Source organism: Pantoea sp. BRR-3P (assembly GCF_039621635.1).
In the GTDB taxonomy this organism is placed as follows: domain Bacteria; phylum Pseudomonadota; class Gammaproteobacteria; order Enterobacterales; family Enterobacteriaceae; genus Pantoea; species Pantoea floridensis.
The window spans coordinates 692264-714271 of record NZ_CP155067.1 but is presented as its reverse complement, the minus strand read 5'-3'; the positions used below and the strand labels follow the sequence as shown (position 1 = coordinate 714271).

The 22008-nt window shown below is 55.1% G+C and carries 24 protein-coding genes; 10 read left to right on the top strand and 14 right to left on the bottom strand.

The genetic code is table 11. The features are described from left to right. The first annotated feature begins 2 nt into the window (after positions 1-2). Complete coding sequence (locus AAGR08_RS22780) at positions 3-1316, top strand: cytochrome c (protein ID WP_345830363.1); 1314 nt, start codon at positions 3-5, stop codon at positions 1314-1316. A gap of 212 nt (positions 1317-1528) precedes the next feature. Here the strand turns inward: AAGR08_RS22780 and AAGR08_RS22775 are convergent, their stop codons facing one another. Continuing rightward, entirely contained in the window at positions 1529-1993 is a 465-nt protein-coding gene (locus tag AAGR08_RS22775) for a heme-degrading domain-containing protein (protein ID WP_345830361.1), read from the bottom strand. A 245-nt stretch (positions 1994-2238) separates the two neighbouring features. On the opposite strand from AAGR08_RS22775, the gene glsB reads away from it, so the two are divergent. The 3 genes from glsB to AAGR08_RS22760 all read left to right on the top strand — a co-directional run bounded on the left by glsB (position 2239) and on the right by AAGR08_RS22760 (position 5635). Then, entirely contained in the window at positions 2239-3162 is a 924-nt protein-coding gene (gene glsB / locus AAGR08_RS22770) for a glutaminase B (RefSeq protein ID WP_097098181.1), read from the top strand. Between the two features lie 247 nt (positions 3163-3409). Beyond that, positions 3410-3823: a DUF2946 domain-containing protein gene (locus tag AAGR08_RS22765; RefSeq protein ID WP_097098182.1), complete on the top strand. Its 414-nt coding sequence runs from the start codon at positions 3410-3412 to the stop codon at positions 3821-3823. Between the two features lie 72 nt (positions 3824-3895). Continuing rightward, positions 3896-5635, top strand: coding sequence for a DUF2534 family protein (locus tag AAGR08_RS22760; protein WP_345830358.1), 1740 nt, complete (start codon positions 3896-3898; stop codon positions 5633-5635). Between the two features lie 80 nt (positions 5636-5715). Here AAGR08_RS22760 and AAGR08_RS22755 read toward each other — a convergent pair whose 3' ends face one another. Both AAGR08_RS22755 and AAGR08_RS22750 read right to left on the bottom strand, forming a co-directional pair. After that, entirely contained in the window at positions 5716-6732 is a 1017-nt protein-coding gene (locus AAGR08_RS22755; protein WP_097098184.1) for an NAD(P)-dependent alcohol dehydrogenase, read from the bottom strand. 122 nt (positions 6733-6854) lie between these two features. After that, positions 6855-7124 (bottom strand): hypothetical protein, encoded by a 270-nt coding sequence (locus tag AAGR08_RS22750; protein WP_097098185.1) that lies wholly within the window; start codon positions 7122-7124, stop codon positions 6855-6857. 278 nt (positions 7125-7402) lie between these two features. On the opposite strand from AAGR08_RS22750, the gene AAGR08_RS22745 reads away from it, so the two are divergent. The 3 genes from AAGR08_RS22745 to AAGR08_RS22735 all read left to right on the top strand — a co-directional run bounded on the left by AAGR08_RS22745 (position 7403) and on the right by AAGR08_RS22735 (position 9757). Next, entirely contained in the window at positions 7403-7963 is a 561-nt protein-coding gene (locus tag AAGR08_RS22745) for a thioredoxin (protein ID WP_097098186.1), read from the top strand. 115 nt (positions 7964-8078) lie between these two features. Further along, the gene (locus AAGR08_RS22740; RefSeq protein WP_345830355.1) at positions 8079-9002 is read left to right on the top strand and encodes an extracellular solute-binding protein; all 924 of its coding nucleotides are present in this window, start codon (positions 8079-8081) and stop codon (positions 9000-9002) included. Continuing rightward, positions 9002-9757 (top strand): ABC transporter permease subunit, encoded by a 756-nt coding sequence (locus AAGR08_RS22735; protein ID WP_345830353.1) that lies wholly within the window; start codon positions 9002-9004, stop codon positions 9755-9757. The genes AAGR08_RS22740 and AAGR08_RS22735 overlap by 1 nt, the downstream gene beginning before the upstream one ends. A gap of 444 nt (positions 9758-10201) precedes the next feature. Here the strand turns inward: AAGR08_RS22735 and AAGR08_RS22730 are convergent, their stop codons facing one another. The 9 genes from AAGR08_RS22730 to AAGR08_RS22690 form a co-directional block, all read right to left on the bottom strand. Continuing rightward, complete coding sequence (locus AAGR08_RS22730; protein ID WP_345830352.1) at positions 10202-10675, bottom strand: heme-binding protein; 474 nt, start codon at positions 10673-10675, stop codon at positions 10202-10204. 86 nt (positions 10676-10761) lie between these two features. Beyond that, positions 10762-11373, bottom strand: a complete 612-nt coding sequence (locus AAGR08_RS22725) for a response regulator (protein WP_345830351.1) — start codon at positions 11371-11373, stop codon at positions 10762-10764. 4 nt (positions 11374-11377) lie between these two features. Beyond that, positions 11378-12709: an ATP-binding protein gene (locus AAGR08_RS22720; protein ID WP_345830349.1), complete on the bottom strand. Its 1332-nt coding sequence runs from the start codon at positions 12707-12709 to the stop codon at positions 11378-11380. Positions 12710-12802: 93 nt separating this feature from the next. Next, a complete protein-coding gene (locus AAGR08_RS22715; protein WP_097098192.1) occupies positions 12803-13579 on the bottom strand; it encodes an ATP-binding cassette domain-containing protein in 777 nt (258 codons plus the stop codon). Next, on the bottom strand, positions 13576-14262 hold the full coding sequence (locus AAGR08_RS22710) for an ABC transporter permease subunit (protein ID WP_345830347.1): 687 nt from the start codon (positions 14260-14262) through the stop codon (positions 13576-13578). Before AAGR08_RS22710 ends, AAGR08_RS22715 begins: the two co-directional genes overlap by 4 nt. Before the next feature lie 9 nt (positions 14263-14271). Beyond that, the gene (locus tag AAGR08_RS22705) at positions 14272-14991 is read right to left on the bottom strand and encodes an ABC transporter permease subunit (RefSeq protein ID WP_097098194.1); all 720 of its coding nucleotides are present in this window, start codon (positions 14989-14991) and stop codon (positions 14272-14274) included. A 12-nt stretch (positions 14992-15003) separates the two neighbouring features. After that, positions 15004-15852 (bottom strand): transporter substrate-binding domain-containing protein, encoded by an 849-nt coding sequence (locus AAGR08_RS22700; protein ID WP_176519240.1) that lies wholly within the window; start codon positions 15850-15852, stop codon positions 15004-15006. 21 nt (positions 15853-15873) lie between these two features. Beyond that, positions 15874-17061 (bottom strand): M20 family metallopeptidase, encoded by a 1188-nt coding sequence (locus AAGR08_RS22695; protein WP_345830344.1) that lies wholly within the window; start codon positions 17059-17061, stop codon positions 15874-15876. Between the two features lie 251 nt (positions 17062-17312). Then, entirely contained in the window at positions 17313-18203 is an 891-nt protein-coding gene (locus tag AAGR08_RS22690) for a LysR substrate-binding domain-containing protein (protein WP_345830343.1), read from the bottom strand. 105 nt (positions 18204-18308) lie between these two features. On the opposite strand from AAGR08_RS22690, the gene AAGR08_RS22685 reads away from it, so the two are divergent. Together AAGR08_RS22685 and AAGR08_RS22680 are read left to right on the top strand one after the other, a co-directional pair. After that, complete coding sequence (locus AAGR08_RS22685) at positions 18309-19013, top strand: SDR family oxidoreductase (RefSeq protein WP_097098198.1); 705 nt, start codon at positions 18309-18311, stop codon at positions 19011-19013. 190 nt (positions 19014-19203) lie between these two features. Then, positions 19204-19335: a hypothetical protein gene (locus AAGR08_RS22680; protein ID WP_345830341.1), complete on the top strand. Its 132-nt coding sequence runs from the start codon at positions 19204-19206 to the stop codon at positions 19333-19335. Between the two features lies 1 nt (position 19336). On the opposite strand, the gene AAGR08_RS22675 is transcribed toward AAGR08_RS22680, so the two are convergent. Then, positions 19337-20269, bottom strand: a complete 933-nt coding sequence (locus tag AAGR08_RS22675; protein ID WP_345830340.1) for an AraC family transcriptional regulator — start codon at positions 20267-20269, stop codon at positions 19337-19339. A gap of 160 nt (positions 20270-20429) precedes the next feature. Between AAGR08_RS22675 and AAGR08_RS22670 the strand changes: the two genes are divergently transcribed. Beyond that, positions 20430-21164, top strand: a complete 735-nt coding sequence (locus tag AAGR08_RS22670) for an SDR family oxidoreductase (RefSeq protein ID WP_345830339.1) — start codon at positions 20430-20432, stop codon at positions 21162-21164. A 20-nt stretch (positions 21165-21184) separates the two neighbouring features. Here the strand turns inward: AAGR08_RS22670 and AAGR08_RS22665 are convergent, their stop codons facing one another. Beyond that, a complete protein-coding gene (locus tag AAGR08_RS22665; RefSeq protein ID WP_345830338.1) occupies positions 21185-21970 on the bottom strand; it encodes a helix-turn-helix transcriptional regulator in 786 nt (261 codons plus the stop codon). Between the last annotated feature and the right edge of the window lie 38 nt (positions 21971-22008).

Genomic DNA, 22008 nt, shown 5'->3' with positions numbered 1-22008 from the left:
TCATGGCGAAAGCAAAGAAGATAACCTACACGCTCGCCGCGCTGGCGGTGCTGACTGGCATTGGGGCAACAGGCAGATTATGGGTGGTGTTGGACAGTGCCCGCTCCAATGTGGCCGACGATAAGGTGCAGTTGGCCGATTTTCACAGCAATGATTCTGCTGCCATCAAGCGCGGTGAATATGTGATGCGACTCGCGGACTGCGCCGCCTGCCACAATGCCGACTTCTCCGGCGGCTACAAGATCGACACGCCGTTTGGCGCGCTGAAAACCTCGAACATTTCGCCGGAACGCGCCACAGGAATCGGCAAAATGACCGAGCGCGACTTCTTCAACGCGGTGCGTCAGGGGCGCGGCGAACATGGCTTCCTCTATCCGGCGATGCCATACACCGCTTACACCCAGATGAGCGATGGCGATATGCACGATCTTTGGGCCTATTTTTCGGTGCAAAAACCGGTGAACAACGCCGTAGATGAAAATGCGGGCATGAACTTCCCGTATAACATTCGCCTGGCGATGGCAGGCTGGAACCTGTTGTTTTTTGATAACAACGCGTTTAAACCGCAAACCACGCAGAACGACGAATGGAATCGCGGCAAATACATTGTGGATGGTCCCGCGCACTGCAGTGTTTGCCACACCGCGCGTAACGCGCTGGGCGGCGAGATTGCGAGCCAATATCTACAAGGCGGCAATCTGGGCAGCTGGTATGCACCGGATATCACGCCAAATCCACATGCGGGCATTGGCAAATGGAGCGATGCGCAAATCGCCGACTACCTGAAAACCGGCTCTAACGGCGAGAGCGTGGCGGCAGGCCCAATGGCGGAAGCAGTTGAGCACTCAACGCAGTATTTTAACGATCGCGATCTGCAATCCATCGCCACCTATCTGCGCAGTTTACCGGCGTCTTCCACGCCGCCAGCCGCTGAATTTATCATGGATAAAAGCCGTTACGATCAAGCCGCTCTGCGTTATGAAGTGGATTGCTCTGCCTGCCACGGTTTGTCCGGTGAAGGTATCACCGGCATGGTACCTGCCTTTGCTGGCAATGGTGCGATGCAAAACGATCCCACCAACATGATTCATGCACTGCTGGATGGCGCGCGGGCGCCGCACACCGAAGGCCGCCCAACGTCCGCAGGCATGCCGTCATTTTCCTGGAAGCTTAACGATCAGGAGATGGCCGACGTGCTCAACTACGTAAGGAATTCGTGGGGCAATCAGGGCGCAGAAGTGAAAGCCAGCCAGGTTGCGGAAGTGCGTAAAGTCACCGGCGCGGGCGATAAGTTGAAGGTGCCGGCGATGAAATAAATGTCATTATTTTCATCACATGCTGAAGCGGCGCGATTTATCGCATAATGCTCGCCAGTTAAGTCATGAAAAACCCTCATTACCGAGAGCAGTATTGTAGCGGCGCAATTCATTGCGCGATAAATCGCGCCGCTACGGATGGTGCAGCAATTTGATACGGTGCTTAACCGATCGGCATTACGCCATTCATGGTGCCGCTTCACACTGGATCATTAGCGCAGCAGCTGGGTGATTCCCCACAGCGCTAACGCATGATCCTCTTCTGACGGTAACCCACTAATAGTGACGGCGCCGATGATCGCGCCCTGCGACGTCAGCAGCGGGAAAGAACCGCCGTGATCGGTATAATCTTGCTGACGGATATGACGCTGCTCTGCCATACGTTCGCCCTTCTGCTCATTCACAAGCCCCACATACATCGACGAGTGGCCGGTCAACAGCACGGTGTTACGCTTGCGCCGCATCCATTCAAGGTTTTCCGGCGTTGATCCCGGCAGCGCAGCCAGAAACAGCACCTGACCAAAGGCGTAGACTTCGATAGCAACAGGCACGTTATCCTCACGAGCGCGCTGCTGAATGCTTTGCCCAATTTGCCACGCCAAATCAAAATCAAACTGCGGTAAACGGTGCTCAGCTTCCTGCTGTAATAGGATTTCCAGAGACGGGAGCGATGACATGATAGATTCCTCTCAATCTGAAATAAAAATTCCATATTTTATACCATGGAAAATATCTTTCGCACATGGTGAAGTTCTCAGTTCATTCGCCGTTTACGGGAAGCGCTGCCCTCTCTCAACCCCGAGAGAGGGCATTGGCTGTTCAACCATTACCCAGAAGCCTCACAGAATTTTGCGCCGCTGATTGACGCGCTGCGCACAAATCACCATTATCCTGGCCACGATTTACTGCACGGAGCGTCAAGGTGTCGGAACTCAGTAATGCATTGCTTGAAGAGATTGTGAGCGAAGTTCGTCCATTAACGCAGCAGGGTAAAGTGGCGGATTATATTCCGGCATTGGCAGAGGTCGATGCTGACCACCTCGGCATTGCCATTTGCACGCCCGATGGACGCTGTTTCCAGGCGGGTGATGCAACGACACGCTTTTCAATTCAGTCGATCTCTAAAGTGCTATCACTCAGCGTGGCGCTCACCTTGTATGAAGATGGCGAGATCTGGCAACGCGTGGGAAAAGAACCCTCCGGGCAGGCGTTTAATTCACTGGTGCAGCTGGAGCTGGAACAGGGTAAACCGCGCAATCCGTTTATTAATGCCGGTGCGCTGGTGATGTGCGACCTGCTGGAAAGCCGCCTTACCGCACCGCGTCAGCGCATGCTGGAAATTGTGCGCCGTCTGGCGCAGCAAAATGACATCAATTACGATCGCGCTGTAGCGCGTTCTGAATACGAACACTCAGCGCGCAACGCGGCGATTGCCTGGCTGATGAAATCGTTCGGCAATTTTCATAACGATGTCAGCAAAGTGATGGAAACCTACTTCCACTACTGCTCGCTGGCGATGAACTGCGAAGAGTTAGCGCGCACCTTCCTCTATCTTGCCAACCATGGCCGCACCCAGGATGGAGAATCGGCGGTGATTTCGCCGCGTCAGGCGCGGCAGGTGAATGCATTGATGATGACCAGCGGCATGTATGATGGCGCCGGAGAATTTGCCTGGCGCGTCGGAATGCCGGCCAAATCTGGCGTCGGTGGCGGCATTGTGGCCGTGATTCCCGGCGATATGAGTATCGCCGTCTGGTCGCCCGCGCTGGATCATTCGGGCAATTCATTAGCCGGTACCGCGCTGCTGGAGAAACTCACCGAGCGGCTGGGAAGATCGATTTTTTAATTGTTCTGATTAATGCGACCCAAAGAATGAGCGCAACTGGTTTACCTGCAATGCTATTTTTATGGCCCCGCCCATAATGTTTCCGCGTTGTTCTTATCAGGTTGCACTAAAGTTAAAAGCTCCGCTTCATTAAGTGACTTTTTTCAAAAGGTGCGAATTTTTTCTAAAATAGGCTGAGTTTTTTTAACCCATCAACGGCAATCGCGTTACACTTCCGCCTCATTTACGGAATTATCCACTCGCTACCATGACGTTTTCACATCACTTCCGCCAACGTTTGACTGCCTGCGTCGCCATTGTGGCGGTGCTGCTGCTGTTCGTCGCGCCGATTGTGTCGAAAACCCTGATGGAACGTCACAGTCAGATGATGGCGATGCCGCAGCACAGCATGATGGATAGCTCAATGAGCCACCACGAGATGATGGCGGACATGCCGATGCCGGGCATGAGCCATCACATGATGGATGACGGCGAGTTTGCCTGTGGCTATTGTGACCTGCTGGTGCACGTGCCGCTGTTGATGTGGGTATTCATTCCGTTTATCTGGTTAATTCTGGTGATTTCGCGCGCGCCGCCGCTGCCTCACGTGGTTGCGCCAATCGTGCGTCGCTTCAGCACTATTCATCGCCCGCGCGCACCTCCCGCACTTCTTCCCTGCTGATCTTATTCACTACGGTGCACGCTCTGTTTGTGCGTTGCGCTAACACCATTTCTTTTTGGAAGGAAGACGGCTTTGTCTGCTGCTCACTCTGCAGCACCGCGCGGCGCGGTGCTAAATCTGCTACGTCGCTTACATTTTTATATCGGCCTGTTTGTCGCCCCATTTATCTTTGTGGCGGCACTCAGCGGGACACTTTATGTACTCACGCCTCAGCTGGAAAACCTGATTTATGCCGATGCGCTTACCGCTGAACCTCAGGGCAATGCACAGCCGCTGTCAGCACAAATCAGCGCGGCACGCGCCTATGCGGGTGAAAACCAGCATATTTATGCGGTGCGCCCGGCTCCGGATGCCGCGGATACCACCCGCGTGCAATTCAGCGATCCCGCGCTCGGTGCCTCACAATCTCGCGCAATTTTTATCGATCCCTACAGCCTCAAGGTAAAGGGCGATATGCCGGTATACGGCACCAGCGGTGTATTACCGCTGCGCACTACGCTTGACCTGCTGCACAGCAGCCTGCTGCTTGGCGATTTTGGTCGCAACTACAGCGAACTGGCGGCGTCCTGGTTATGGGTAGCCGCGCTTGGTGGCGTGGTGCTATGGCTGGGAACACGTCCGAAACGTAAGCTGAAGCAGCCGCGCAAGGGCTTCGCGTTCAGTCGCCACAGGCACGTCACGCTCGGTTTGACGTTGGTGGTGGGTTTGGTGTTTTTCTCGGTCACCGGCCTGACGTGGTCGCAATGGGCGGGCGGTAATATCGACCGCATGCGTACCGAACTGAACTGGTTAACGCCGCAGGTGAACACCTCACTCAACAGCGAGGCACCAGCAGCTCCCGCCGATCCCCATGCCGACCACATGCCGGATATGGATATGTCGGACATGAGTATGCCGATGTCAGCGATGACCAAACCTGCGACCGCAGCAGCAAAACCGATGCCGAATAATGCCGCCGACAGCGATTGGGATCGCGTGCTGAATGCAGCGCGACAGGATGGGCTGAGCGCATCGAAACTCGAACTGCGCCAGCCGAAAAGCGTGGATAAAGCCTGGGCGGTGACGGAAATAGATCGCAGCTGGCCAACGCGGGTGGATGCTGTTTCAGTCAATCCACAGGATTTCAGCGTGGTGGATCACGTCTATTTTGACCGTTTCCCGCTGGTAGCGAAGTTAACGCGCTGGGGCGTGGATGCGCACATGGGCGTATTGTTCGGTTTGCCGAATCAGCTACTGCTGGCCTTCTTTGGCCTTGGTTTATGCAGCATGATTGGTTTCGGTTATCGCATGTGGTGGATCCGTCGACCCAGGGATGTCGATGCCAGTCCGGCACAAACACTGACCGAAACCTGGGTGGCATTACCGCACTACGCCAAAGGAGCGTGGCTGATGCTGGCATTGGCGCTGGGCTATGCTCTGCCGCTGATGGGCGCGAGTTTGCTGGCATTTTTAGGGGTGGATATCCTGCGCTGGCGTAAGCAACAGCGAGCGCCATTGGATGAGGCGGCGCTACTGGCGTCGCAGCAATCGCCACTCGGCATTATTCGCGCGCGTTTTGCGGTGAAACGGAAAGAGATGCGTTACTTCCTGCGCGGTTTGTTTATCCTCGCGCTGATTGTCGGCACGGTAATGAGCAACGCGATTATCGGCGGCGTGATCGATCAATACGGCATCCCATTCAGCCACTGGTCGCTAACCATGTATATCACGCAGGGCTTTATGATCGCGTTGTATACCACGGTGTTTACCGCATTAACCTCCATTCCGCTATGGTACTTCTTCCTCGGCGAAAAGGATGATTCGCGGGGATAACTGCAGTCTATGAAACGGTGCGCATACATGCGCACCTAATATCACAGGGTCGGCATTGCTGCCGACCTGGTCATCCGAGTTTAGAAATCAGCTTTCAACACTACGCGGTAATTGGCTTTACCGGCGCGTACGTGCTCCAGCGCGTCGTTGATTTTCGACATTGGGAACTCTTCAACATGCGGGGCGATATCCGCACGTGATGCCAGTTTCATCAGCGAGCGAAGCTGCCCAGGTGAACCGGTGGAGGAACCTGTCACCGCGCGATCGCCCATAATCAGGCTGAAAGCGGGTACTTCAAACGGTTTCATCACCGCTCCCACAGTATGGAATTTGCCGTGTGGTGCCAGCGCCTGGAAGTACGGCTGCCAATCAAGATCTACCGCTACGGTGCTGATAATCAGATCAAACTGTCCAGCTAGCGCGTTCAGCGCCTGGGGATCGCGGCTGTTTACCACGCGGTCGGCGCCCATCGCCTTAATCGACTCGGTTTTGCTGGCGTTGGAGCTAAAGGCCGTCACTTCGGCGCCCATTGCACGCAGCAGCTTAATCGCCATGTGGCCTAAACCACCGATACCAATAACACCAACGCGGCTGGTAGCAGTAACGTGATGCATCAGCAGAGGTTTAAACACCGTGATGCCGCCGCAGAGCAGCGGGCCCGCAGAGGTGAAATCCAACGCTTCCGGCAGCGGGATCACCCATTGCCAGTCAGCACGCAGATGGCTGGCGAAACCGCCTTTATTCATGATGGTTGGCACAGAACCGTTTTCGCAGTTAACGTGCTCGCCATTAATGCAGGCATTACAGTGCTGACAGCTTTTTGCCGTCCAGCCAATCCCCACACGCTGGCCCACTTTCAAACCTTTGTTTTGTGCCGCGTCGCCTAAGGCGCTAATGCGACCAATCACTTCATGGCCTGCAATCACAGGAAACGAAGAAATACCCCATTCATTATCGATCATCGAAAGATCTGAGTGGCAAACGCCACAGTAATCGACCTCAACCTGCACTTCTTCCGCAGCCAGTGGACCGGCCTCATACTCGTAAGGCACCAGCGCCTCGCCCGCGTTTAAGGCGGCATAACTTTTGATTTTCATTACTGTCCTCTGTATCAGCGTTTTTGACAGAGCAAGTCTAGCAGAGCGCTATTCACCGCTATGGCCATAATTCCGCCACTTAACCGCTTTACCGCGATGTCCGAGATGAAAAGCATTCAGGGTTAAAGCCGATCGTGATTAAGCGGCGTGCGGTACGCAACGCGCGCCTCTTCAATTAACTGGCTAGCGGTGACCGTGGGCGGCAATCGCATCAACACTTTGCTGGCTTGCCAGTAACACAGCACCATGGCTTCATCTGATTCGCTTTCCGCCATCTCCATGAGGCGACTGCGCAGGGTGGGCACGTCTATCGTTTGCTGCTCATCCATCATTTCAGTAATGGTTTCGATAAGTACCTGATGAATAATTTTCCAGGAGATATTGGCAAACACATTGAACCTCGATGCTTAACGTTCGGCTCCAGGCAAATGAATCAAAAATGCCGCGGATGCGGCAGGCTTATAAGTGTGAAACAGGATTAACTATAGCCGCTTATTTTCTGAGCAACCCCGCTGGAGCCTCTACTTTCTTGTAGCTTGCGGATCTATAAAACGATTTTTTTTGCTTCGTTCGAATGGCCTTGTAACAAAAAAGCACAAGCTGGCGCTGGCTGTCCGCGCAGTGCTTTGCCAAAGTAAGGCCACGTCTAGTCACATAACAGGGAATTACGATGAGCCAATCCACTGCATTACATGCCGATCCGTTGGTTTGGGGCCACGGTCCAAAGGTGTTTGAAGCGTTTCTGGAACCCACCTGCCCGTTTTCCGTGCGCGCGTTTAATAAGTTTGATGCGCTGCTGCGGCTGGTGGGTGAAGATAAAATGACGTTAAAGATCCGTTTGCAGTCGCAGCCGTGGCATATGTATTCCGGTGTAATAGTGCGTTATATCCTGGCAGCCTCGACCTTACCGGAAGGCAAAGCAGCAGCAAAAAAAGTGCTGCAGGCAGTCGCCGATCATCGTGAAGAATTTGAGTTTACCGATCACAGCCATGGCCCAAATATGGACGCCACGCCAAACCAGATTCTCGATCGCCTGGAGCAGTACAGCGGTGTGAATGCACGCGAACCTTTCCTGCGTGCCGAGCTGCAAAACGAGATCAAATGGCACAGTAAATATTCGCGTCAGAACGGCATTCACGTATCGCCTACCTTTATCACCAACGGTTTAGTTCAGTTGGATATCGGCAGCGGCGATGACATCGAATCCTGGGCCAAACGTATCCTCGCCTGACTCCTGTGGCCTGCGACGGCAGGCCTTTAGTATGATTTCGCAATAGATTTTCCCTTGCACTGCGAAGGCGATTTCCGATAATCGCTATCTACCTAATTATATAGCGAGAAAGGGAATGCGATTCACACACCTCACCGCGCTGCTGCTCACCGCTGGCGCGGGCTTGAGTTTGCATGCTCAAGCCAATACCGATATTCGCGTCACTTATGCCGGCTCCATGGGCAAAGTCATGGATCAAGCTTTAGGTCCAGCCTTTGCTAAAAAGAATAGTGGCAAGTACGAAGGCCAGGGACAGGGCGCATATGGTATGGCGCGCTTGCTGGCGAGCAAAAAAATTACCGCCGATGTGTTCGTATCCATCACGCCCGGCCCAATGCAGATCCTGAAAGATGCCGGCTTAATTGACGATGCGGTTCCCGTTGCGAGCACCAGTATGGTGGTGGCGTACAGTCCGAAAGGTCAATATGCGCAGCAGTTTGCTCAGGCAAAAGGTAGCGATGCCAGCTGGCTGAAAGTGCTGGCAACACCGGGTATCAAGTTTGGTCGCACCGATCCGATCAACGATCCTAAAGGTCAGAACATCATCTTCACCCTGCTGCTGGCGGAGAAGTATTACCAGCAGCCAGGCATCGCCGATAAAATTATGGGCGGCTATCAAAACCCGGCGCAAACCCATCTCGAAGGCGGCCTGTTGACGCGTTTGGAAAGCGGTCAGGTTGATGCCGCAGCCGGTTATGAGAGCGAAGTGATCTCCGCGCATCTGCCTTATGTGGCGTTGCCCGACGAGATAAATCTGAGTAATCCCGCGATGGCGAAACAGTGGTATGACACGGTGAGCTTTAGCGTGAAAGACAGCGAGGGCAAAGACAAAGTGTTGCATACGCAGCCGCTGGTCTACTATGCGGCCGTGTTGAAAAATGCCCCACACGGCAGTGCGGCCGGCAAAGCCTTTGTTGATTTCATGCTCAGCCCGTCAGGCCAGGCGTTATTTAAACAGAATGGATACGCCGTACCAAAAGGCGGTTCAATTTACCCGTAATGAAAATCCGTCACGCTACCGCGCTGTGGCTGTCACTGCCGGCACTGCTGTTGCTGGCGGTGCCGTTTCTCACGCTGATTGGCGTCACCCACTGGCAGCACCTGCAACTCGCGTGGGGTGATGGCAGTGCGATTGTGACCTCGCTAGGTTTAGGAGCCATCGCGCTGCTGCTGATTTTTATCAGTGGCTTGCCGGTGGCATGGTGGCTGTCGCAGGCTCGGGGACGGGCACGGTTAATGGTTGAACTGCTGGTGATGATTCCGCTTCTGACGCCGCCGCTGGCGATGGGGATTTTATTGGTCAGCGCCTACGGGCCTTACAGCGTGCCAGGCGAGTTGCTGAGCAAGTTTGGCTGGACGCTGGTCAACAATCCTGCCGCCTTTGTTCTCGCGCAGTGGTATGGCGCACTCCCCTATTTCATTACCAGCGCTCGCTCGGCATTTGCCGGCGTGCCGATGGATATTCTGGAGGCGGGCCGCACGCTAGGTGCGTCACCGTGGCAACGTTTCTGGCGCTTGTCGATACCGCTCGCCGCGCCGGGATTGGCCTCAGCCAGCGCGCTGGCGTGGGCACGCGCCATGGGTGAGTTTGGCATTGTGATGATCTTTGCCTATTTCCCTCAGGGGATGCCGGTGCAGCTCTATAATAATCTGCAAAACAACGGGATTGATGCGGTGTATGTGCTGCTGTGGCTGTTGCTGCTGTTTACCTTGCCAGTGCCGCTAATCAGCTTTGCGCTGTCACGCCGCGTATAAGATGGTCACTGATGGCGTAATGCCGATCGGTTAAGCCACGGTTTGTGCTTCTGCTCGGTGCGCATTAATGCGCACCCTACTGTATTCCAGTGCGTAGATTGTAGGGTCGCCATTGATGGCGTAACGCCGATCGGTTAAGCCACGGTTTGTGCTTCTGCTCAGTGCGCATTAATGCGCACCCTACTGAATTCCAATGCGTAGGTTGTAGGGTCGCCACTGATGGCGTAACGCCGATCGGTTAAGCCACGGTTGTGCTTCTGCTCGGTGCGCATTAATGCGCACCCTACTGTATTCCAGTGCGTAGGTTGTAGGGTCGCCACTGATGGCGTAATGCCGATCGGTTAAGCCACGGTTTGTGCTTCTGCTCGGTGCGCATTAATGCGCACCCTACTGTATTCCAGTGCGCAGATTGTTGGGTCGCCATTGATGGCGACCTGGTGCCGATTACTGAATCGCTTTCAGCGCATCCATCGCACAGGCTTCATCCAGATTTCCGCCCGGCGCGCCGCCGATGCCAATCGCACCAATCACCTGTTCACCGCTTTTCACCGGCACGCCGCCTGCCAATAGCAGGAAGCCAGGAACGTCACGCATATTCTGCGCGCCCGCATTGCTCTGCGCGGTTTCCATCACTTTCCCGCTGAGGTTTTTGGTGCTCAGCGCGGTATACGCTTTCATCTGGCTGGCTTCGACGGTGTGCGGACCGGCGTTATCCATGCGCTGTACGGCTTTAACCAGCCCGGCGCGATCCACCACGGTGACGGTAACGTTATAGTTTTTCGCCGCACACGACTGAATTGCTGCGCTAGCGATCTTCTGCGCATCCGCCAGTGAAAGGTTGGATTCGGTTAATGCAGCGTGACTGCCGAAAGAAACAACGGCCGCCACAGCGGTGATGAGAGAAAGGCGCATGTTCATGTGTCACTCCTGTTTAATAGTGAGTGACACTGTAATCCGCAGGCAGGAAAAGAAATATTCGGGCGATTACGCGTTGGGCCAGGTAGTTATACCTGGTTCAACTGCTGCCAGGCGTGAATCAGTTGCGCGAGATTATCGAGCTCCAGCTTAGCAAGCACCGCGGCACGGTGCGCCTCAACGGTACGCGGCGACAGCGATAAATCACGCGCGATCGCTTTGCTGGTGTGACCGGCAATCATCAGCTGCATGACTTCACTTTCACGTGCGGAAAGCAAGGCAAAGCGCGCCTGCAGCCCCTGCTGCGACTGCCAGCGATCGGCACGCTGCTGGCTTTCATTCATCGCCTGATGAAGCGTTTCCAGTAACGGTTCGATGTCCAGCGGTTTGGTATAAAACTCAAACGCTCCCTGGCGAAACGCGCGGCGACAGGCATCGATTGTCCCGTGGCCTGTCATAATAATCACAGGCAACAGCGGGTGGCGATCGCCCTGCTCCGCTAGCCAACTCAGTCCGCTAATCCCCGGCATCCGCACGTCCAACAGCAAACAACCGCGCAGCGGTTCACGCGAATGTGTGGCTGCTTCAAACGCGGCTAGGTCGGCAAAATCTTCCACCTCATAATCCAGCGCTTTCAGCAGAAAACCGAGCGATTCACGCACGGATAAATCATCATCCACTAACCAAACCTTCGCGCTCATTCCGTTACTCCGCCAGTTGGAAAATTAAGGTTATTTCCGCGCCGCCCTCAGCGCGATTCGCCAGCCTGAGCTGACCATTCATGCGTAACATCAGGCTCTCTACCAGCGTCATGCCTAACCCCATGCTATTGGCGCGTGAGCTGTAAAACGGCATGCAGGCCTGCGCCAATCCTTCCGCAGAAAAACCTGGGCCGTTATCGCTGATGGTGATCTTGATGCCGTGCGGAGCATGCTCCGAAACAATTTTTACCCCTGCATCAGCGCGGCCTTGCTGCATATGTATCGCGTTCTGAAGCACATTGTGGAATACCTGTTCCAGCCATTGAGGATCGCTCATTACCTGCACCTGATGGTGCTGGAATTGCTGATGCAGCGCGACATTGCCCTCTTCCAGTTCTTGTTGCAGCAATAGCGTCACCCGGCGCCACACCGCTTCCGGGTTGACGGCACTCATCGTCACCGGACGTTCACTGACAATATCGCGAAAGCGCTGTAGCAAGCCGGCGAGACGCTCGGTTTGCAGGCTCATGGCGTTAAGCGCTTGCGGAAGATTCTCGTATTTGCCCAGCTTTAACAGCAGCTGACTGCTGTGCAGCCAGGTGTTAATCGCGGTCAGCGGCTGGTTGATTTCATGAATAATTCCCGCGGTAAATTCTCCCAGCGCTTCGCGACGTGAACGTTGAAAATATTCAGCGCGCAGGCGCATCGCCACATGCTGGCGCCAGTGTCGCAGCAGCCATCCGCCAAGTGCACCGATCGCCAGCCACACCAGCAGCGCCAGCACAAAAGGCAGCAGGTGCAAAGCTCGCCAGTCAGGATTCGCACTCCCTTTCAGTAAGAAAGGTTGATAGTGATTGATAAACGGCCGCTGCCACTGCCAGCGGGCAGTCTCAGAATAGGCCGCCGCCTGAATGGCGGGCTGCGCATGGATATGGAACGCAAGCGCGAGCGCGACATCCGGCGTTTGCAAGGCAAAATGCAAATCCACCAGCATGCGGATCTGCCGATAAGGATTGTAAAGCCAGTAGCGTCCGCCGCTCACCTCTTCAAAGCGCGGCGCGGTAAGCGGACGATTAACGGTATGCTCCAGCAGAACAATCTGCGGGAATTTTGTTTGCAGATCGGCAAGCTTTTCATCGCCAGTGAGCAGCGGCAACAGCGTTTCGTTCTGCGTTTGATAGGCAGCCAGGCGATTAAACTGCTGATGAAAATGCGCTTCCGCCGCTCGCTGCTGCTGCAAAATTTGATCGGCAAACAGCGCTATCAAGGTGATCAGCACAAGCAGGAGCCAGGCCAGCCAATACCTTTTCATCCATGGGCGGTAAGTGTGAGGCATAATTTTCCGTCGCTCGACAATGAAAAAACCCTCCGTTGAGAGGAGGGCGATTTTTCCACACTTTGCTTGGGAAAACCATTAGCACTATTCTGGTTAGCTGTTGCGCTGCAAGTGACTCGTGACAAAGGCGCGACAGCGTGCAGACAGGGGATCGCTAAACACCTGCTGCGGCGAACCGGCTTCCTCAATCTTGCCCTGGTGCAGGAACACCGCTTTATTCGACACATCGCGCGCGAAACCCATTTCATGGGTCACGATAATCATGGTGCGCCCCTCCTCCGCCAGGCTGCGAATGACGCGCAGCACTTCGCCCACCAGCTCGGGATCCAGCGCCGACGTTGGCTCATCAAACAGAATCGCTTTCGGCTGCTGCGCCAGCGCACGCGCAATGGCTACACGCTGTTGCTGACCGCCAGAAAGCTGCGACGGCCAGGCGTTGCGTTTTTCATACAGACCCACTTTGTGCAGCAGCGCTTCAGCCTCTTCTATCGCCTCTTTGCTGCTGCGCTTTTGCACATGCACGGGCGCTTCGATGATGTTCTGCAACACCGTTTTATGCGGCCACAGGTTAAAGCTCTGGAAGACAAAACCCAGCTGCATGCGCATCAGTTTAATGCGGCGTTGCTGCTCACGGCTCAGTTTCTCATCGGCGTTGTCGATGGTGACCACTTCGTCACCCACCGCTATTTCTCCGCCCTGCGGCACTTCCAGAAACGGGATGCAACGCAGCAAGGTACTTTTGCCCGAACCACTGGCTCCAATCAGTGATATCACATCGCCATCCTGCGCCGTCAGGCTGATGTCATGCAGCACTTCATGCCCGCTATAACTTTTTCTGAGATGGCTCAGGGCGATAGTGGGTTTGCTCATGGACGTGCTCCAACGTGATAAGGGGACAAACGGCGCTCCAGCAGCGCCACAGCTTTACTCACCAGCACGGTCAGCAGCAGATAGATAATTGCCGCGCTGATAAAGACCTCCAGCGCGCGAAACGTCTCAGAGACGATCGAATCGGCAATGCCGGTCATCTCCATCAGGCTAATGGTACTCACCAGCGACGTGGATTTGATCATCGAGATAATTTCGTTGCTGTAAGCCGGGAGTGCCTGACGCACCGCCAGCGGCAGCGTGATACGGCGCAGTGTGGTAAAGCGCGACATGCCGCTCACCTTCGCGGCTTCCAGCGACTGCACGCTTACCGCATTCAGGCCACCGCGCAGAATCTCTGAGGTGTAGGCTGCATCATTAAGCACCAGCGCAATCAAGCCGCACCAGTAAGGATCGCGCAGCAGCGGCCACAGTACGCTTTCACGCACCGCTGGCAAACTGCCAAGGCCATAATAAATCATGAAAATTTGAATCAGCAGCGGCGTACCGCGAAATACCCAGACGTAGAAACGCGTCACGTAGCTGCCAAGCCGATGTTGTCGCAGCAGGTTAAGCAGCAGCGCCAGTATGCCGCCGCCGAGCAGGGATAGCAGCGCCAGGTTGAGCGTCAGCGGCAGGCCACGCAGCAATGCCGCTAGCGTGTTTTGCAGAAAAGTAATGTCCATTGTGGCTCCTTACAACCGCGCGCGTTGTTGGCCGCGCATGGCCACTTTTTCCACATAGCGGAAAACAAAGTCAGAACAGGTGGTGATAATCAGGTAGATCACCGCTCCCACGCTGTAGAAGAAAAACGGCATCTGGGTGGAGTTCGACGCGGTGGAAATCTGATTCATGGTTTCCACCAGACCGGTCACCGACACCAGCGCCGACTCTTTGATCACCGACTGCCACTGATTGCCCATGCCCGGCAGCGCGGTTTTCAGCGCCTGCGGCACAATCATGCGGCGGAACAGCATCAGGCGGCCCATCCCCGTCACCGTAGCGGCTTCCAGCGTACCTTTCGGTATGGCATAAAATGCCCCGCGGAATACGCTACTTTGATAAGCGCCGGAAATCAGACCGATGGCGATGGCGCCGGCGACAAAACCGTTCACATCGAACGGACCTTGCAGCCCGAGGCTTTCCCCTACGAACGACACCACCTGACGTCCACCAAAGTAAAACAGGTAGATCACCAGCAGTTCCGGTACGCCGCGAAACAGCGTGATGTAGCCACTAGCGAGGCGCTGTTGCCAACGCGCGCCACCAATCTGCATCCAGCACAGCAGGCTGCCAAGGATCGCCCCCAGAACCCATGCACACAATGAAACGGTGACGGTCACCGTGGCGGCGTTAAGCAACACGCCGCCCCAACCTTCGTCACCAAACCCTAAGAGTTGCCAATCAATAGCCATAAGCGCCTGAAATTACTCCGCTGGTGCGACGTTTTCGCCGAACCATTTTTCAGACAGCTGCTTCAGCGTGCCATCTTTGATCATTGAATTTAATGCGCTATCCAGTGCGGCTTTTAGCTCAGGATTGTTTTTCTGAATCGCAATCGCCGACCCCTGGCCCAACACGCCGCCTGAGAAGCCATAACCGGTGCTGTTCACGGTATCTGCATGTTTTTTCACATAGGCATTCAGGTTGGTGCGTGATGCCATCACCGCATCAACGCGGCCGTTAAGCAGATCGGCGAAGGTTTCCGGGCCGGCCTGATAGGTACGAATCGTCGCCACATCGGCCAGATATTTGTTAAGGAAGTCAGCCTGGATGGTGGCAACCTGCACCGCGATGGTTTTGCCTTTGAATTTCGCTTTCAGCGCGTCAATGGATTTGGTCATGCCCGCTTCGTCATTCGCCAATACCACTTCGCCATTGCCCGGCAGCGTATCAACCGCACTGCCCTTCAGGGTAACGAAACCCGAAATACTCACGGTGTATTGGCGGGAGAAATCCACCACTTCTTCACGCTTTGGCGTGACGGTCACGGCATCGATTACCGCGTCATATTTACCGTCGACCAAACCTGGAATCATACCGGACCATTTCTGCGCCACGATTTCGTATTTAAAACCGGCGCGCTTAGCGATTTCCGCCACCATATCCGGTTCATAACCAACGATTTTGCCGCCTGGCGTAGATTGGTTAAACGGCGGATAAGCGGCTTCGGTAGCAAATTTCACCGTGCCAAAATCTTTGGCTTGCACCAGCGCGGAAGAGGCAAGCAGCAACATGCCCACAGAGGCGGTAAACAGTCCTTTACGCATCATCATAAAACCTCAGAGTTCGTTATTTTAAGAGAGTAAATCAATGGCTAAACGGGCTAGCGCCTGCGTGCTGGCATGGATGCTGCGCTCGTCGGGTTGATAATCCGAATTGTGCAGATGATCGTCGCGCCCTGGCGCGCCGGAGCCAATGTGGATCTGACAGCCGGGCACGCGCTCGGTAAACAGTGAAAAATCTTCGGCACCAAAGCTGGCGCTCGGTTTAGCAACGATCGCTTTACCAAACTGATGCGACAAAATCAGTTCCAACGCGTCGATTAACCCATCGTCGTTCATTAACGGCGGTACGCCGCGCTGATAATTGACCTCAACGCGCACATTCAACGACAGCGCCACACCGGCGCAGATGCGCTTAAACGCTTCTTCGATATGCGCCCGCGCGGCTGGCGATTTGGCGCGTACCGTGCCCTGCAGTAGGCAGCTATCAGAAATAATATTGTGGGTGGTGCCGCCATGAATGTGGCCAATGGTCAGCACCGCCGAATTGGCCGGATCGAGTTCGCGTGAAATGATGGTTTGCAACTGGCTGACCAGGTTCACCGCCGCAATGATCGGATCGGTGCCCATATGCGGACGGGCGGCATGAGTCGATTTACCGTGCACCACCACATCAAATTCGTCGCTGGATGCGGTGCTGGCACCACGCGTCAGGCCAATTTCGCCCGCGGCCAGCTCCGGTTTGTTGTGCAGGGTGATGGCGAGATCGACGCCGTCCGCCGCGCCATCGGCGATCATCGCTTCGGCACCGCTTTCTGGCGTCTCTTCCGCTGGCTGGAAAATTAACCGCAGGGTGCCATGCAGTTGTGCACGGTAGTACGGCACAATCGCCGCCACACCCAGCAGGGTCGCGGTATGAATATCATGCCCGCAGGCGTGCATTTTGCCCGGATACTGGCTGCTGAACGACAGGCCGGTTTGTTCGTGGATCGGCAAGGCATCCATATCAGCGCGTAACAGTACGGTTTTACCGGGATGCGCGCCCACGATATCCACCATGACACCGGTTCTGCCGACGCCCGTCTTTGGCACCAGTCCAAGGCGCAGCAGTTCCTGCTCAACGAGCGTGGCGGTACGCTGGGTATCAAAACCCAGCTCCGGATGCGCATGGATATCACGACGAATGGCGATGAGATGCGCCTGCATGCTTTCGCTTTTGGCGCTGATGTCCCTGGCTAAAACATCTTTATGATCGGTCATGTTTGCGGAGATCTTTCTCAGGCGTAAACCTGGCCTTTATGGCATTTTTATTAAAATTGATTCCGTATTTATTCACAGCACCCGGCAGAATGCAACGCACAATGCTTATTGTTACTTACTGAATTTGCGCACTATTTTTCTAATCCACTGCTCTGGCAGGATAAAAACTCACTTCTGCATCATTAAGCAGTTATAACATTCATGATCCAGCGCGGATCATCAGTTTTACTGATTTCGTTATTGAACAAAAATCAACCGTGAACCTGCGTTAAAAGCCAGTCACGCACCGCTTGCACCGTCGCAGGCTCACGTGGGCGTTTTGGCCACACCAAATACCAACCCGCATCTATCGTCATTTGCGTGCCAAACGCTACGACCAATCGCCCGCTCGCTATATCGTTCTGCACAAAATGTGGGCTGGTGAGCGCGATACCTTGCCCGCCGATCGCCGCTTCGAGCGCCAGTGCCGTTTGATTGAAGCGCAGATGATGCTGATGATGCAGCGACTCATGGGGGAAGATGAATGAGAGAAATGCGGGCCAAAGGTGATGACCATCGTGCAATAACGCATAGCGCAGGCAATGATTGATCTCGGCAGGATCACCCAACTCGGCAAGCAGCGTGGGGCTTACGACCGCCAGCACCGTTTGGCTGAACAGCATACGGGCATCGAGACCGGCGCCGAACGGTGGCCGGCCATAGCGCACTGCTAAATCGACACCTTCATGATGAAACTGTACCAAACGTTCGGAAGCCAGCACGCGTAGATCGATATCCGGCCAGGCGGCGGTAAAATCCGGTAAGCGCGGCAGCATCCAGCGGCTGGCAAAGGTTGGCGTTACGCTGAGAGTTAAACGGTTCGGTTCAGGGCGCAGCGTGCGCGTAGCTTCATCAATTAATTCAAATGCCTGGCGGATACTCACGGCATAACCCGCCCCCGCGCTGGTCAAGGCCAGCGTGCGTGGTAATCGATCAAACAGTTTCAATTCGAGGCTGGCTTCCAACCCGCGAATTTGTTGTGCCACCGCGCCTTGCGTCACGCCTAATTCTTCCGCCGCCAAACGAAAATTGAGATGGCGCGTTACCGCTTCAAAGACCTTCAACGCATTCAGCGGGGGTAGCGCGCTAAATCCCTGGTTCATCCTGTAGTTTTCCTATCGTCAAGTGGCAAAAAGAGTGGCTCTCTGCGGTCGAAATTAGCACTTATACTGGGTTTAAGCGATGTTGACTTATAAGGAAGAGATACTATGACAGTAGAAAAAGTTGCAGTTATCGTTGCTGGCGGCAGCGGCATGGGCGCAGCAGCGGCTGAGAAGCTGGCGAGCGAAGGCTACAAAGTGGCAATCCTCTCCTCTTCCGGAAAAGGTGAAGCGCTAGCAAAGCAATTAGGTGGTTTGGGCGTGACGGGTTCTAACCAGTCGGTAGATGATTTGCAAAAGCTGGTGGATCAAACGCTGGCGCGCTGGGGCCGTATCGATGTGCTGGTGAACAGTGCGGGTCATGGTCCTCGTGCGCCGATTCTGCAATTAAGCGATGAGGATTGGCAGCGCGGCATGGAGACCTATTTCCTCAATGTGGTACGGGCCGCGCGGCTGGTGACGCCGATCATGCAGAAACAAGGCGGCGGCAGCATCATCAATATCTCTTCGGCGTGGACGTTTGAGCCTACCGATATGTTCCCCACGTCGGCCGTTTTCCGCGCGGGTTTAGCCTCGTTCACTAAAATTTTCGCAGATACCTACGCGGCAGATAATATTCGCATCAACAATGTGCTTCCGGGATGGATTGATAGCCTGCCGAAAACCGATGAGCGCCGTAACAGCGTACCTTTACAACGCTATGGCACTTCTGAAGAGGTGGCTGCGACCATCGCCTTCCTAGCTTCGCCGGGTGCCGCCTACATTACGGCGCAAAATATTCGCGTTGATGGCGGCGTGACGCGCAACGTCTGATCAGCAGCATGTCTCGTAAAGCCGCCAGAGATCCTCACCTTATGGCGGCTTTGCCGTTTTACCCTCAAAAAGCAAGACGGGTCTCGTCGCTCTTACGCCTTACAAACGGTCAGAATGTTCACGTTCGCGGACGCTATTACCCTGATTTCGCCCGCCTATCTCTCTATTGATATTCTGAAGTGAGGCCACTATGCATCCAATTTTACGTTCACAATTTTCCAGACTTTTTGCCGCTGAGCGCCACCGGGTGTGGCAATGGATGCTGACGGGTTGTGGCCTGTTTTGGATTATCGTAGTGGTTGCGGTGATGAGCATTCGTTAAGTCAGTGTGCCTGTAGCCTGCCGGACAAATGCTCCGGCGGTAACAGCTCAAAAGCCCGCTTCATTTCCCGCGCCTCCTCCGCCGGACTACGTCCAAACATCCGTTTAAACTCCCGATTAAACTGCGAATCACTTTCATATCCTACCCGCGCCGCAGCGCCAGCGGCCGTCAGATTGTCGCGAATCATCATCAGACGCGCCTGATGCAAGCGCAGCGATTTAACATATTGAATCGGCGATGTTTGTGTCACAGTTTTGAAATGCAGATGGAAACGCGGCACGCTCATGCCAGCTTCCTTTGCCAGAGAAGGCACATCCAGCGGCTGACGCCAGTCGGCATGAATCCGCTGCAAAGCACGGGCAACCCGGCCAAAATGGCCCTGATAGGTTAATGCCGCGCGCACCGCGCCGCCCTGTTCGCCCATCAACACGCGAAAACAGATCTCTTCCACCCGTGCGGGTCCTAACACCTTGGCCTCAAGTGGATCGCTCAATGCTTCGAGCAAGCGCAGCGTGCTTTGGGCTAACGCCCGATCGATAGGCGTAGAAATGATGCTCGCTGGTGCAGCAGTAATGGCTGTTTGCCCGTGAGCCAATTGCGCCACCAACCGCGCCACCATCGCAACATCCAAACGAATAGCAATGCCCAGCAATGGTTCTTCGGAAGTGGCTTCCGTCTCCGCAGAAAATGGCAGAGGTACCGACAGCACCAGATAATGTTGCGCATCGTAGCGATACATTTTATCGGCGAGAAAGGCGCGTTTCGATCCCTGGCAAATGATGATGATACTCGGTTCATACAGCACCGGCGTGCGCGCCCATTGCCGATCGGCACGCATAAAGCGCACGCTGTCCAGCAGCGATTCGGTATAGCCTTCCTGACGTGCCAGCTGACTAAGTAATGCGCAGGTTTGCTGTTGAACGGTACGCGACATGATTACTATTCCTGTGAGAGATTCAGGCAAAGGATAGCGTTTAAAATCAGCGATGCGCAACGACGGCGAGATAATCAGGCAAACATGCGCCACAATCCGGTCTGTTGTGCCTGGCGTGATGCATCGACAATAACCTCGTCAACTCAACGAGGAATACGTCATGACCCAACGCAATCCAAAAGTCATTATTTTAACCGGCGCCAGCAGCGGTATTGGCGAAGGCATTGCGCGCCATCTGGCACAGCTTGGTCATCAGCTCGTGCTCGGCGCGCGCCGCACCGACCGTCTCTCAATGCTGTGCGAAGAGCTCCGCTTTTCTGGCGCCAGCGTGGATTATTTAGCCACCGATGTCACGCAGCGCGCTGATACACAACAGCTGGCCGATTTTGCCCTGGCGAAATATGGCCGCATTGATGTGATGATCAACAACGCGGGCGTGATGCCGCTGTCGCCGATGAGTTCAATGAAGGTTGAGGAGTGGGACTTGATGCTCGACGTCAATATTCGCGGCGTACTTTATGGTATCGCGGCGGTGCTGCCCACCCTACAGGCGCAGCAGTATGGCCACATTATTAATATCGCTTCCGTCGGTGCGCTAACCGTTTCGCCGACCGCTGCAGTCTATTGCGCCACCAAGTTCGCGGTGCGCGCCATTTCCGATGGCTTACGCCAGGAATCACCACAGCTGCGCGTGACGGTGATTAATCCCGGCGTGGTGGAGTCTGAACTGGCTGACACCATTACCGATAGCGTGGCGCAGGAAGCCATGAAGCGTTATCGCCAGATTGCACTCAAACCCGAAGCGATTGCCAAAGCGGTGAGCTGGGCCATCGATCAACCTGGCGACGTTGATACCAGTGAAATCACCGTACGCCCCACAGCCAGCGCCCATTAACCTGCAAAGCCGTGGCGATTTCAGGCTGAAATCCGTAAAAATCGCTGCGGCGTTTCCCCCATCAAACGGCGAAACATGGAGATAAATGCGCTGGGGCTTTGGTAGCCCAGCTGATTGGCGATACGAACGACCGTTTGCCCCTGCGCCAATTGCACCAGTGCCTCGGATAATCGTAACTGCTGCCGCCACTGCGTAAAGGTGATGCCGGTTTGATCGCGGAACAAACGTGCCAACGTGCGTGAACTCGCGCCGACGCGCTGTCCCCATGCTTCCAGCGTATCGCTGCTGGCCGGCGCTTGCAGTAGCTGCTGGCAAATACTCAGCAAACGGCGATCGCTGGGCAGTGGCAAATTACACACCGGGCCTGCCGGTGCGCGACGAATCTCATCCAGTAATAGCGGCATGATTAACTCTACGCGCGCCGCCTCGGGCTGCGCCTGCTGCTCATTCTCCACCAGCGTTTGCATCAGCGCCTGCAGCAGCGGCGAAATCATCATGCTATGTGTCTGCGGCCAAAAGGCGCGCGCCAGTTTGGGATCAAGGTACAAACTCAGGCTGCGAATATCACTTAATGCCATTAAGGCGTGCGGAATAGTCCCCGGTAGCCACAGCGCACGGCCCGGCGTTAACGTCCATGATGCGGTCTGCGTTTGTACTCGCATCACTCCTTGAAAACAGAATATCAGCTGCGCGACTTCATGGGCGTGCCAGCGCTCCTCACGTCCAGCGTGGTAATGCATCTCGCGCGTGGCGACTAAAGGCTGCGGCGGGAGCGCTTCCGCCTGCGTTAATTTCTGCAACACCATCTCATCCAATCCCGTTAGATTGCCGATTGATGTCCGTT